This window comes from Streptomyces sp. NPDC045967, from assembly GCF_056430495.1.
In genome coordinates this window covers 621,762-634,530 of sequence record NZ_JBWKLE010000001.1, presented here as the reverse complement: position 1 = coordinate 634,530, position 12,769 = coordinate 621,762, and the positions used below count along the sequence as shown (strand labels likewise).

Below are 12,769 nucleotides of genomic sequence, written 5' to 3'. Positions count from 1 at the left end.
CCCTCCCCCCCCCCCCCCCCCCCACCCCCTCCCCCCCTCCCCCTCCCCCCCCCCCCCCCCCCCCCCCACCCCCCCCCACCCCCCCCCCCCCCCCCCCCCCCCCCCCCGGGCCCGGCACCGTCTACAGGGTGCCGAGGAACCCGATCGCGACCTTCCACACCTGCTCCGCGGCCTCGGCGTCGTAGTCGTCGAGCCCCGGGTCGGTGAACAGGTGCCCGGCGCCCGGGTAACTGTGCACCTCCACCTCGGCCCCGGCCCGCTGCATGCGCAGGTACCAGGCCGTCAGCCAGTCGTGCGGCTCGAACGGGTCCGGGTCGGCCACGTGCAGCTGCACGGGCAGCCCGTCCACCGAGGCGTCGTCCTCCAGGTCCGCCGTCCCGTGCAGGAGCAGCAGGCCGCGCGCCTTGTCGTCGGCCAGCGCCAGGTGCTGGGCGAGCGAGCCGCCGAAGGAGAACCCGGCGTAGACCAGACCCTGGTCGGAGTGGGGCGCGGCGGCCAGGACCGCCCGCTTGAGCAGCTCGTCACGGCCGACCTCGTCCTGGTGGGCCATGCCCTCCTCGACGGTCTCGAAGGTGCGCCCCTCGAAGAGATCCGGGACGTGCACCCGGTGCCCGGCCGCCCGGAGCCGGTCGGCCGCCTCCTGCACCGCGGGCCGCAGCCCGTACGTCGAATGGAACAGCATGATGTTCATACCCACCATCGTGCCAGTTTCCGACCGCCCCCTCCGGTTGCCTTCCTCCGCATGGAGACGGACACCGCCCCCAGTCCCGCCCTGTTCATCGGCGGCACGCTGCTCGTCACCCCGATCGCCGGCCGGCTGCTGGACGCAACGCTGCGCCGGGCCGACGCCCGGCACCCCGAAACCCCCCTGTGGGGCCTGCTGCGCCGCTGCCGGCTCCCCTTCCAGCTGGTGCTCTGCACCACGGTGCTGCGCGGCGCTCATGACGTTCCCGCCGATGCGGGCGGTCGGTGCCTCGGTGCTGGCCTCCGCGGGCGTGCTCGGCATCGTGGTGGGCATCGCCGCCCAGTCCTCGCTGGGCAACCTGTTCGCCGCCCTGCAGATCGCCTTCGGCGACACGGTGCGCATCGGCGACACGTTCGTGGTCGACGAGGAGTGGGGAACGGTCGAGGAGATCACCCTCACCTTCCTGACCGTCCGCACCTGGGACGAGCGCCGCATCACGATGCCCGTCTCCTGTTTCACCGGCAAGCCGTACGAGAACTGGTCGCGCGGCGGCGCGCAGATGACCGGCACGGTCTTCTGGCACCTGGACCACAGCGCCCCCGTCGGGCTGATGCGCGAACAGCTCCTGACCATCCTGGACCAGCCCCCTGACGCCGCCCCGGGCGCCGGGGGTTCACGGCCGGAAGGTCCTGGGGCGCGTCTTTCGGATCATGCCGGGCCCGCGGTGTCCGGTGGCCGATCCGGCCTGATCCGAAAGACACGCCCTAGCCGCGAAGGCTCCGCATGTCCAGGTGGCGCAGCACCCGGTCCACGATCTCCGGGTCGGCGCCGGGTTCGCTGCGTGCGGCGAGCACCTCGTGGCGGGCGGCCGACATCATCTCGCGCTGGATGCGCTGGACGTCCCGGATCCGTGACACCCGCTGCGCGTACGCCTCCCGCCGCTCCTCGTCCACCATGTCGGGGCTGATCCGGGCGCCCACGTCGTACGCGCGCCGGTAGAGCGTCTCCAGCAGGTCGTCGGGGAGCTCCTCCACCTCCTCGATCTCCCTCAGCCGCCGCTTCGCGGCCTTCGCGGCGCGGATCGCCAGCTGCCGCTCGGTCTCCCGGTCGGCGTCCCGGTCGGCCTCCACCCCGAGCCGCCGCACGAGCCACGGCAGGGTCAGGCCCTGCAGCACCAGCGTCGCCATGATCACGGCGAAGGCGATGAACACGATCTCGTCGCGCGCCGGGAACGGCTCGCCCGCCTCCGTGCGGAGCGGGATCGCGATGGCCAGGGCCACCGAGGCCACTCCCCGCATCCCGGCCCACCACATGACGACGCTCTCCCGCCAGCTCAGCGGGACCTCCTCGGCGTAGTCGCGCCGCGTGTGCAGCTTCTTGGCGAGCCAGCCGGCCGGCAGCAGCCAGAACAGCCGCACGCCGACCACCACCGCGATCACGAGCGCGGACCACCCGGCCATCTGCCACCCGCGCCCCTGCGCCGTGCCGAACACGTTGTGCAGCTCCAGGCCGATCAGCCCGAACGCCACTCCCGTGACCAGCATGTCGACGACCTCCCAGAAGGTGTGCCCGGCGAGCCGCCCCCGCACGTCGTCGGCGTCGGTCGCGTACTCGGCCAGGAACAGGGCGGTCGTCAGTACGGCCAGTACTCCGGACCCCCGCATCTCCTCGGCCGCCACGTACGCGACGAACGGCACGAGCAGCGTCAGCCCGATCTGCAGCGGGGCGTCCCCCAGCAGCCCCATCAGCCGGTTCGCCGCCCAGCCGAGCGCGAGCCCGACGGTCACGGCGACGACCGCGGAGAGCACGAACTCCCCGATCGCGGCCGGCCAGGAGAAGCTTCCGCTGACCACGGCGGCGATCGCCACGTGGTAGAGCACGATCGCCGTCACGTCGTTGAAAAGGCCCTCGCCCTCCAGGATCGACACCAGGCGCCGGGGCAGCCCGAGCGATCCCGCCACGGCGGTGGCGGCGACGGGGTCGGGCGGGGCGACGAGCGCGCCGAGCGCGACGGCGGCGGCGAGGGGCAGCGCGGGCACGAGGGCGTACGCGGTGGCGGCGACGGCCGCGGTCGTGACGAACACCAGGGCCACGGCGAGCAGCAGGATGGGCCGGATGTTGGCCGCGAACTGCCGCCAGGAGGTCCGCTGCACGGCGGCGTACAGCAGCGGGAGCAGTACCAGCGGCAGGATGAGATCGGGCGGGATCTCGACGTTGGGCACGGCGGGCACCCAGGCGAGGGCGGCTCCGCCGAGGGTCATCAGCACGGGCGCGGGCAGCCCGAGCCGGTCCCCGAGCGGTACCGTCACCACGGCCCCGAGCAACAGCACGAAGAGCAGAGCGAGCTGATCCACTCCCCCACCCTGCCAGTCCGCCGCGCCCGACCGTGAACCGGGCCGGACCCCACGGGGCGTGTCGGAACGGGGGAAGGGCGGGCGGCGGGGACGACCCCGGCGGGGCTGCGCCCGCCGCGGGGCCAGGGCCGCCTCAGCGCCAGGGGCGGCGCGAAGCCACGGCCGCCTCAGCGGTACGGGCTCCGCGGAGCCACGGGCGGCGCGGGGCTACAGCGTCCGCCGCATCGCCCGGTGCGGAATCCCGGCGTCCTGGAACTCCGGCCCGTACGCCACGTAGCCGAGCCGCTCGTAGAAGCCCAGCGCCTGCGTCTGCGCACCCAGGTCGACGGCCGTCAGGCCCAGCCGGGCCGCCTCGGCCTCGATCGCACGGACCAGCGCGACACCGACACCCAGCCCGCGCGCGGCCTTGCGCACGGCCAGCCGCCCCAGCGAGCCGACCGCCGGGTCACCCGTCTTGGCGCGGGCCGCGGGCCCGTGCAGCAGCCGTCCGGTGCCCAGCGCCACCCCGTCCGGCCCCACGGCCAGGACGTGCAGCGCGTCCGCGTCGTACGCGTCGTACTCGATCGACTCCGGCACGGACTGCTCGACCACGAATACCTCCGTCCGCACCGCCAGGCACGCGGCCCTGTCGGCTTCGCCCGAGACCACCCGGACCGTGAAGCCGGGGGCGGTCACTCGCTCTCGGCCCGGATCACGTCCAGCGCGTGCTGCAGGTCCGCCGGGTAGGTGCTCTCGAACTCCACCCACTGCCCGTCCGACGGGTGCTCGAAGCCCAGCCGCACCGCGTGCAGCCACTGCCGGGTCAGCCCGAGCCGCTTCGCCACCGTCGGGTCGGCGCCGTAGGTCAGGTCGCCCACGCACGGGTGCCGGTGGGCGGACATGTGCACGCGGATCTGGTGCGTGCGCCCGGTCTCCAGCTTGATGTCCAGCAGCGACGCGGACCGGAACGCCTCGATCAGGTCGTAGTGGGTGACCGACGCCTTGCCGTCCTGGGTGACGGCCCACTTGTAGTCGGCGCTGGGGTGCCGGCCGATCGGCGCGTCGATGGTGCCGCTCATCGGGTCGGGGTGGCCCTGCACCAGCGCGTGGTAGCGCTTGTCCACGATCCGCTCGCGGAACTGGTTCTTCAGCGAGGTGTACGCCCGCTCCGACTTGGCGACGGCCATCAGGCCGGACGTGCCGACGTCCAGGCGGTGCACGACGCCCTGACGCTCGGACGCGCCGGAGGTGGAGATCCGGTAGCCGGCGGCGGCGAGGCCGCCGATCACGGTGGTCCCGGTCCAGCCGGGGCTGGGGTGCGCGGCGACGCCCACCGGCTTCATGACCACGACGATGTCGTCGTCGTCATGGACGATCTCCATGCCCGGGACGGGCTCGGCGACGACCTCGACCGGGCGGGGCGGGGCGGGCATCTCGACCTCGAGCCAGGCGCCACCGTGCACGCGCTCGGACTTCCCGACGACACTGCCGTCGACCGACACCTTCCCCGCGGCCGCGAGTTCGGCCGCCTTCGTCCGGGAGAATCCGAACATACGGGCGATGGCGGCGTCGACGCGCTCGCCCTCGAGGCCATCGGGAACGGGCAGGGTGCGGATCTCGGGAATCGTACTCACCCGTCGAGTATGCAGGACTCGGCCGTGGGGCTTTCCCGCGATCAGTCCTTGTGGACGGTCCCGTCCGGGTCCAGACCGCGGAAGGACAGCACGACGATCAGGATGCCGCCGCACACGATCGCCGAGTCGGCGAGGTTGAAGACGGCGAAGTGGGAGGGCGCGATGAAGTCGACGACCGCGCCCCGGAACACGCCCGGGGAGCGGAAGATCCGGTCGGTCAGGTTGCCCAGCGCACCGCCGAGCAGCAGGCCCAGCGCGATGGCCCACGGCAGGCTGTAGAGCTTGCGCGCCAGCCGCACGATCACCACGATCACGGTGGCCGCGATGCAGGTGAAGATGATCGTGAACGCCTCGCCGAAGCCGAAGGCGGCCCCCGCGTTGCGGACCGCCTCGAACCTCAGCAGGTCGCCGACGATCTCGATCGGAGGCTGGTGCTCCAGCTTGGCCACGACCAGCATCTTGCTGCCGAGATCCAGCACGTACGCGAGGAAGGCCACGACCAGCAGGGCCGCGATCCGCCGGCGCCCCTGGGGCCCGGCGGACTCCGGCTGGGTGTCGTCCCCGACGTCCGGCGTACCGATGATGCGCTCCGCCTCTGCCACGTGAGTCCCTCGAACTGGTTCGGACCAGGCTCCTGCTGGACCCTGACGAGACACGAGGGTACGTCAGGGCGTCCACCCGGCGCCCGCCCCCCGCCCTGCCGGGTCCTCCCGCCGAAGTCCCGCCCGATCCGAAAGGCGCGCCCTCAGGGCAATACACCTAGTGCCGGCGCTCCTGCTTCTGCTTGCAGTCCACGCACAGGGTGGCGCGCGGGAAGGCCTGCATCCGGGCCTTGCCGATCGGGTTCCCACAGTTCTCGCAGATCCCGTAGGTGCCCGCCTCCAGGCGTTCCAGGGCCCGCTCGGTCTGCTCCAGCATCGAGGTGGCGTTCGCGGCGAGGGCCAGCTCGGACTCCCGGGTGATGTTCTTGGTGCCGGTGTCGGCCTGATCGTCGCCCGCGCCGTCGCCCGAGTCCCGCATCAGGCCCGAGATGGCGACCTCCGAGGCGTCCAGTTCGGCGCGCAGTCTGAGCACCTCGCCCGTCAGCTCGCCGCGGGCCTCCTCGACCTCTCCTTCGGTCCACGGGTCCTCCCCGGGCCGTACGGCGAGCTCACCGGGCGCCGTGGGCGCCGCGACCCTCACCTTGGGCAGGCCGCTCGTCGCGGTCGCGGCCGTCTTCCTCGCCGCACCGGTGCTCTTCTTGGCAACCACTGTGCCGTCTCCCGTCTTCTCCGCGGCCTGCGCCGCCCCCTCGGCTCCGGCCGATCTGGCCGTGGCCTGCCGCTCGGCGACGGCAGTCGCCTTCTCGACGACGCCCGCCTCCTCGGACGGCGTCTTCCGCACGGCCGCCGGCACGGCGGCGGCCGTCTTCCTCGCGGATGCCTTCGTCGACGGCGCCCTCTCGGGGGCCTTCGCCGCGGGCGTCTTCTTCGTGAGCGTCCTCTTCGTGGGCGTCCTCTTCGCGGGCGCCTTCGTTGCGGGCGCCTTCGTTGCGGGCGCCTTCGTTGCGGGCGCCTTCGTTGCGGGCGCCTTCGTTGCGGGCGCCTTCGTTGCGGGCGCCTTCCCGGCCGCCGCCCTGGCCGGGCGCTCGTCGGAGGCCGCCTCGCCGGCCACCGAGTTGCGGGCGGCCGCCTTCGCGGGCGCGGCCTTCCCGGCCGTCGCCTGCCCGGCCGTCGTCTTCCTCGCCGCCGTCTTCTTCGCCGTCGCCTTCCCGGTGGCCGTCTTCTTCGCTGTCGTCTCCTTCGCCGGCGCCTTCTTCGCCGTCGTCTTCGTCGCGTTCGCCTTGCCGGCGGCCGCCTTCTCGGCGGACGCCCCGGCGCCTGTCCCGCTCCCGGCCGGCGCCTTCTTCACAGGTGCTTCGGCCAGCGCCTTCCCGGCAGTACCGGCGGTCTTCTTCGCCACCATGGCCGCGGCCCCTTCACATACTGTGATCATTGCTCGCGAATCGTGCCGGAACGATAAATCGGCTCCGGCCCCGCGGCAACGGGGCACGCATCCGTCGAGGCGAACCTGCATCCGTTGTGCCCATCCGCAGCCCCGGTAATCCGCCCCACGCGCCCCACCGGAACCCGGACCGGCGCACAGGCCCGTCCGGGTCACCCGGGCGGCCCTCCCGCGCCCCCGCCACGCCCCCTCCGCCGCCCCCGCGCGGGCCCCCGCAAACCGGTCGGCCGAGCGCCCCCCGGCCCCGTACACTGGCCCCAGCGAAAGGCATGGATGGGGACGAGTAGCGTCGGACGCAGCCGAGAGCGACCCGGGGACGGTGGGAGCCCGGGGGCGAGCGCGATGTGAAGGATCACCCCGGAGCCGCCGGAAGAAAGCCCGTACGGACCCCCGTAGGGCCGGTAGAACCGGCTTCGCACCCCAATGAGGGGGCCGCCGGACACGTCCGGAGGCCAAGGAGGGTGGTACCGCGGGAGCAGCAGCGCTCTCGTCCCTCCGGACGGAAGTGACATCCCGCCGGAGGAAGAGTTCAGCCTCATGACCACACCGCCGCAGTACCGCCCGGTCCCCGCCCAGGTCGACCTGCCCGCACTCGAGCACGCCGTCCTGGACTTCTGGCGCGAGAGCAAGACCTTCGCCAAGACCCTGGCGCAGTCCGAGGGCCGCCCCGAGTGGGTCTTCTACGAGGGCCCGCCGACCGCGAACGGCATGCCCGGCGCGCACCACATCGAGGCCCGCGTCTTCAAGGACGTCTTCCCCCGCTTCCGCACCATGCGCGGCTACCACGTCGCCCGCAAGGCCGGCTGGGACTGCCACGGCCTGCCCGTCGAGCTCGCCGTGGAGAAGGAGCTCGGCTTCAACGGCAAGCAGGACATCGAGGCGTACGGCATCGCCGAGTTCAACGCCAAGTGCCGCGAGTCCGTGACCCGCCACACCGACGCGTTCACCGAGCTCACGACCCGGATGGGCTACTGGGTCGACCTGGACGACGCCTACCGCACCATGGACCCCGAGTACGTCGAGTCCGTGTGGTGGTCGCTGAAGGAGATCTTCAACAAGGGCCTGCTCACCCAGGACCACCGCGTCGCGCCCTGGTGCCCCCGCTGCGGCACCGGCCTCTCCGACCACGAGCTGGCGCAGGGCTACGAGACGGTCGTCGACCCCTCGGTGTACGTCCGGTTCCCGCTGACCTCCGGCCCGCTGGCCGGCGAGGCGGCGCTGCTGGTCTGGACGACCACCCCCTGGACCCTGGTGTCCAACACGGCCGTCGCCGCGCACCCCGAGGTCGTCTACGTGGTCGCCACGAACGGAGCCGAGAAGCTGGTCGTCGCCCAGCCGCTGCTCGAGAAGTCCCTGGGCGAGGGCTGGGAGGCCACCGGCGAGACCTTCACCGGCAAGGAGATGGAGCGCTGGACCTACCAGCGCCCCTTCGAGCTCGTGGACTTCCCGGAGCCGGCCCACTACGTCGTGAACGCCGAGTACGTCACGACCGAGGACGGTACGGGCCTGGTCCACCAGTCCCCCGCCTTCGGCGCCGACGACCTCGCGGTCTGCCGGGCGTACGGCCTGCCCGTGGTGAACCCGGTCCGCCCCGACGGCACCTTCGAGGAGGAGGTCCCGCTGGTCGGCGGCGTCTTCTTCAAGAAGGCCGACGAGAAGCTGACCGCCGACCTCGACGCCCGCGGCCTGCTCTTCAAGCACATCGCCTACGAGCACAGCTACCCGCACTGCTGGCGCTGCCACACGGCGCTGCTCTACTACGCCCAGCCGTCCTGGTACATCCGCACCACCGCCGTCAAGGACGCGATGCTGCGGGAGAACGAGAAGACCAACTGGTTCCCGGACTCGGTCAAGCAGGGCCGCTTCGGCGACTGGCTGAACAACAACATCGACTGGGCGCTGTCCCGCAACCGCTACTGGGGCACCCCGCTGCCGATCTGGCGCTGCGAGGAGGACCACCTCACGTGCGTCGGCTCGCGCGCCGAGCTCTCCGAACTGTCCGGGCGGGACCAGTCGGACCTGGACCCGCACCGCCCGTACATCGACGACGTGACCTTCACCTGCACCCACGAGGGCTGCTCCCTGGAGGCCGTCCGCGTGCCGGAGGTCATCGACGCCTGGTACGACTCGGGCTCGATGCCGTTCGCGCAGTGGGGCTACCCGTACAAGAACAAGGAGATCTTCGAGAAGCGCTACCCGGCGCAGTTCATCTCGGAGGCCATCGACCAGACGCGCGGGTGGTTCTACACGCTGATGGCGGTCGGCACCCTCGTCTTCGACAAGTCCTCCTACGAGAACGTGGTCTGCCTGGGCCACATCCTCGCCGAGGACGGCCGCAAGATGTCCAAGCACCTGGGCAACATCCTCCAGCCGATCCCGCTCATGGACCAGCACGGCGCGGACGCGGTGCGCTGGTTCATGGCGGCCGGCGGCTCCCCCTGGGCGGCCCGGCGCGTGGGCCACGGCACGATCCAGGAGGTCGTCCGCAAGACGCTCCTCACGTACTGGAACACGGTCGCCTTCCAGGCGCTGTACGCCCGCACCTCGAACTGGGCGCCGTCGGCCTCCGACCCGGCGCCGGCGGACCGCACGGTCCTGGACCGCTGGCTGCTCTCGGAGCTCCACACCCTCACGGCCGAGGTCACCGAGGCGATGGAGTCCTACGACACCCAGCGCGCGGGCAAGCTGCTGTCCTCCTTCGTCGACGACCTGTCGAACTGGTACGTCCGCCGCTCGCGCCGCCGCTTCTGGCAGGGCGACGCCGCGGCGCTGCGGACCCTGCACGACGTGGTCGAGACGGTGACCCGCCTGATGGCGCCGCTGACCCCGTTCATCACGGAGCGGGTCTGGCAGGACATGGTCGTCCCCGTGACCCCGGAGGCACCGGAGTCGGTCCACCTCTCGTCGTGGCCGGTCGCGGACACGGCGGCGATCGACCGGGACCTGTCGCAGCAAATGCTGCTGGTGCGGCGCCTCGTGGAACTGGGCCGCGCCACGCGCGCCGAGTCGGGGGTCAAGACCCGCCAGCCGCTGTCCCGGGCGCTGGTCGGCGCGGTGGGCTTCGACGCGCTCTCCGCCGAGCTCCGGGCGCAGATCACCGAGGAGCTGAACGTCTCCTCGCTGGCCTCGCTCTCCGAGGTCGGGGGCTCCCTGGTGGACACCACCGCCAAGGCCAACTTCCGTGCGCTGGGCAAGCGCTTCGGCAAGGGCGTGCAGGACGTGGCGAAGGCGGTGGCCGCGGCCGACGCGGCGGCCCTGTCGCTGGCGCTGCGCTCGGGCGAGGCCTCGGTGGAGGTGAACGGCGAGCCGGTCACGCTCACCCCGGAGGAGGTCATCATCACGGAGACCCCGCGCGAGGGCTGGTCGGTGGCGTCCGACTCCGGCGCGACGGTCGCCCTCGACCTGGAGATCACTCCCGAGCTGCGGCTCGCGGGCCTGGCCCGTGACGCGATCCGCCTGATCCAGGAGGCCCGGAAGAACTCCGGCCTCGACGTGGCGGACCGGATCGCCCTGCGGTGGTCCTCGCCGAACGCGGAGGTCGTCACGGCCCTGACGGACCACGCGGAGCTGATCGCGGACGAGGTCCTGGCGACGGACTTCGCGGGGGGCGAGGCCGACGGCAGCTACGGCGAGACCTTCACGGACGAGTCCCTGTCCCTGACGTTCCGCCTGCGCAAGGCGTAGCCCAGGACCGAGCGGCCCGTACCCCTTCCCTCCCGGGGGGGTGCGGGCCGTCTGCCGTCGCGGGCCGGTGCCCGGCCTTGCCCTGGCCGGGCGTGCCCCTGCCCTCCGGGTGCGGGCCGGTGGCCTCAAGCGCCGGCGGGGCTGCGTTCGGTGTCCCTGGGCGGGGTCGGATCGGGGGGCGGGGGTGCGGGGCCGCCGGGGGGTGTCTCCTCGGCTCGGCGCGTGCGGGCGTGTCACGGCCGTACTCGGTGGTCGCGCGCTCGTCCTGCGGGGACACCCCCCACCGTCCCCACACCCCCGCCCGGCCCCCCACGCCGGGGCCGCGGGGCGGGGACACTCCGGGGGCTCCCCGCAGGACGAGCGCGCAACCCGGGCCGTCTCGCCGAGACCTGGCCGCACGCGCCGAGCCGAGGAGAGCCCCCGGAGGGGCACCGCCCCGCCCGAAGCCACCGCCCGCCCGACAGGTCACATCCCGGCCCGGGAGACAAACCCAGCCCCGCCGGCGCTTGAGGCGCGGCACCGGCCCGCAGCCCGAGCGGCACCGCCCCGCCCGAAGCCACCGCCTGCCCAAGGTCACGCTCTGGGAGACAAACCAGCCCCGCCGGCGCTTGAGGCGCGGCACCGACCCGCAGCCCGAGCGGCACCGCCCCGCCCGAAGCCACCGCCTGCCCAAGGTCACGCTCCGGGAGACAAACCAGCCCCGCCGGCGCTTGAGGCGCGGCCACCGGCCCGCAGCCGCAGCGGCACCGCCCGGGAACGGGAACGGGCCGGGCCCGGTGCCCCCGAAGGGGAACCGGGCCCGGCCCGTGACTGCCGACCAAGCGGCGGCGCCTAGTTGTCGTCCTCGTCGATCAGGAAGCCCCGCATGGGAGACGGCGCCTGCTGCATCGGCTGCGGCGCGGCCGGCCGCACCGGAGCCATCGGCTGGGTCATCGCCGGGGACATCTGCTGCTGGCCGCCGTAGGACGGGCCGCCCATCGGGGAGGGACCGCCCATGGGGGACGGACCGCCCATCGAGGGACCACCCATGGAGTGCCCCATCGCACCGGCCGGAGCCATCGAGGGCGACGGCGACGGCGGCAGCGCCGGACCGGCCGGGTTCCGCGGCGGGGCCAGGGAGTCGTCGGCCTGGGTCTCGAGCTGGCGCAGCTGGGACTCCAGGTAGGACTTCAGGCGCGTGCGGTACTCGCGCTCGAAGCCCCGCAGGTCCTCGACCTTGCGCTCCAGCGTGGCGCGGGCGGACTCCAGGGAGCCCATCGCGACGCGGTGCTTCTCCTGCGCGTCCCGCTCCAGCGCGTCGGCCTTGGCGCGGGCGTCCCGCTCCAGGCCCTCGGCGCGCGAACGGGCCTCGCCGACGATCTTGTTGGCCTCGGAACGGGCCTCCGCGATCGCCTGGTCGGCGGTCTGCTGCGCCAGCGACAGGACGCGGGCGGCACTGTCGCCACCGGGACCCTGCTGCGGGAGCTGCTGCGGCTGCTGGTGCATCTGCTGGCCCATGGGCTGCATCTGCTGCCCCATCTGCTGCATCTGCTGGCCCATGGGCTGCATCTGCTGGCCGAGCGGGTTCTGGCCGCCCATGGACTGCTGACCCATGCCCTGCGGTCCGCCCATGGGGTGCTGCTGCATCGGTCCGCCCATGCCCGGACCCTGCGGTCCGTGGCCGCCGTGTCCGCCGGGGCCGGCGGGCAGCTGCGGCTGGCCGCCCGGCAGCTGCGGCGGGCCCATCTGCTGCTGCTGTTGCTGCTGCTGCGGCGGGCCGGATATGGCCGCGGGCACGGGGGCACCGGGGCCACGCTGGTCCTGGGGTTCCGGCTTGCGCATGCCCTGCTGCTGCTGGTTCTGCGCGGCGGCACGCGTGGCGGCGGCCAGCTTGGCGCGCAGGTCCTCGTTCTCGCGCAGCAGGCGCGTCAGCTCGGATTCGACCTCGTCGAGGAAGGCATCGACCTCGTCCTCGTCATAGCCTTCTCGGAGGCGGACGGTCGTGAACTGCTTGTTCCGCACGTCCTCGGGAGTCAGCGGCATGTCTTCTTCACCTCTACGTAGTCGTCGGCAGTCGGCAAGACCGTATCGGGACTGTCCCCGCGCGCGCGGAGAAGTTCATCGTTCACACGCTTCTCGCAGCGGTGCTCACGAAGCTGATGAGGATGTAAACGATGATCATCAGAACGAAGAAGGACAGGTCGAGTGCCACGCCCCCGAGACGCAACGGCGGGATGAACCGCCGGAGAAGCTTGAGCGGTGGATCGGTAAGAGTGTAGGTGGCCTCCAGGACGACCACCATCGCCTTGCCGGGTGCCCATGAACGTGCGAACTGGAACACGTAGTCCATGACCAGTCGGAAGATCAGCACGATGAGGAAGCACATCAGCGCGATGTAGACCACCTGTAGTGCGACGCCCATCCCGCGCTTCCCTCTCCCCGTTCCGCTCTGTTCCCGGTCCCGTATCTGA

The 12,769-nt window shown here is 72.7% G+C and carries 10 protein-coding genes and 1 pseudogene; 3 read left to right on the top strand and 8 right to left on the bottom strand.

Features of this window, described 5'->3' with window-relative positions; genetic code table 11:
- Nucleotides 1-121: 121 nt before the first annotated feature.
- Nucleotides 122-691: a dienelactone hydrolase family protein gene (locus AC07FY_RS03055; protein WP_478999508.1), complete on the bottom strand. Its 570-nt coding sequence runs from the start codon at nt 689-691 to the stop codon at nt 122-124.
- A 51-nt stretch (nt 692-742) separates the two neighbouring features.
- Between AC07FY_RS03055 and AC07FY_RS03050 the strand changes: the two are divergent.
- Nucleotides 743-1,328, top strand: a pseudogene (locus tag AC07FY_RS03050) (mechanosensitive ion channel family protein); the annotation flags it as partial.
- Between the two features lie 121 nt (nt 1,329-1,449).
- Here AC07FY_RS03050 and AC07FY_RS03045 read toward each other — a convergent pair.
- The 5 genes from AC07FY_RS03045 to AC07FY_RS03025 form a co-directional block, all read right to left on the bottom strand.
- A complete protein-coding gene (locus tag AC07FY_RS03045) occupies nt 1,450-3,039 on the bottom strand; it encodes a Na+/H+ antiporter (protein WP_478999506.1) in 1,590 nt (529 codons plus the stop codon).
- Nucleotides 3,040-3,246: 207 nt separating this feature from the next.
- Entirely contained in the window at nt 3,247-3,714 is a 468-nt protein-coding gene (locus tag AC07FY_RS03040; protein WP_478999504.1) for a GNAT family N-acetyltransferase, read from the bottom strand.
- Nucleotides 3,711-4,652, bottom strand: coding sequence for an RluA family pseudouridine synthase (locus tag AC07FY_RS03035; protein WP_478999502.1), 942 nt, complete (start codon nt 4,650-4,652; stop codon nt 3,711-3,713). The genes AC07FY_RS03040 and AC07FY_RS03035 overlap by 4 nt, the downstream gene beginning before the upstream one ends.
- 41 nt (nt 4,653-4,693) lie before the next feature.
- Nucleotides 4,694-5,254, bottom strand: a complete 561-nt coding sequence (gene lspA, locus AC07FY_RS03030) for a signal peptidase II (RefSeq protein WP_478999500.1) — start codon at nt 5,252-5,254, stop codon at nt 4,694-4,696.
- A gap of 157 nt (nt 5,255-5,411) precedes the next feature.
- Nucleotides 5,412-5,903 (bottom strand): TraR/DksA family transcriptional regulator, encoded by a 492-nt coding sequence (locus AC07FY_RS03025; RefSeq protein ID WP_478999499.1) that lies wholly within the window; start codon nt 5,901-5,903, stop codon nt 5,412-5,414.
- On the opposite strand from AC07FY_RS03025, the gene AC07FY_RS03020 reads away from it, so the two are divergent.
- Both AC07FY_RS03020 and ileS read left to right on the top strand, forming a co-directional pair.
- Entirely contained in the window at nt 5,893-6,735 is an 843-nt protein-coding gene (locus AC07FY_RS03020) for a hypothetical protein (protein ID WP_478999497.1), read from the top strand. The two genes, AC07FY_RS03025 and AC07FY_RS03020, sit on opposite strands and share 11 nt — an antisense overlap.
- Before the next feature lie 437 nt (nt 6,736-7,172).
- The gene (gene ileS, locus AC07FY_RS03015; protein ID WP_478999495.1) at nt 7,173-10,319 is read left to right on the top strand and encodes an isoleucine--tRNA ligase; all 3,147 of its coding nucleotides are present in this window, start codon (nt 7,173-7,175) and stop codon (nt 10,317-10,319) included.
- An 831-nt stretch (nt 10,320-11,150) separates the two neighbouring features.
- On the opposite strand, the gene AC07FY_RS03010 is transcribed toward ileS, so the two are convergent.
- Nucleotides 11,151-12,341 carry a DivIVA domain-containing protein gene (locus AC07FY_RS03010; protein WP_478999493.1) on the bottom strand — a complete coding sequence of 397 codons (1,191 nt, stop codon included), beginning with the start codon at nt 12,339-12,341 and terminating at the stop codon, nt 11,151-11,153.
- Between the two features lie 82 nt (nt 12,342-12,423).
- Nucleotides 12,424-12,720, bottom strand: a complete 297-nt coding sequence (locus AC07FY_RS03005) for a YggT family protein (protein WP_362299998.1) — start codon at nt 12,718-12,720, stop codon at nt 12,424-12,426.
- Nucleotides 12,721-12,769: the final 49 nt, after the last annotated feature.